At 61.6% G+C, this 216-nt stretch carries 1 protein-coding gene; it reads right to left on the bottom strand.

From position 1 onward, the window contains the following. On the bottom strand, nucleotides 1-216 hold a 216-nt coding region (locus tag A3709_RS17290), incomplete at both ends, for a peptide chain release factor-like protein (protein WP_304438777.1).

Raw genomic sequence — 216 nt, forward strand, 5'->3', positions numbered from 1 at the left:
CTTCAGCGGCTTTGTCCTGGACACTGGTCAACAGCTTTGCCTGCAGCAGCGACATAGCCCGAGCCCGGTTCTTATGCTGGGAACGCTCGTCCTGGCACTCCACCACAATACCTGAGGGCAAGTGGGTGATGCGCACCGCGGAGTCGGTCTTGTTCACGTGCTGGCCCCCGGCACCGGAGGCACGGTAGGTATCAACCCGCAGGTCGGCCTTGTTAA

The sequence above is a fragment of the Halioglobus sp. HI00S01 genome, from assembly GCF_001635445.1.
Lineage (GTDB): Bacteria > Pseudomonadota > Gammaproteobacteria > Pseudomonadales > Halieaceae > Halioglobus > Halioglobus japonicus.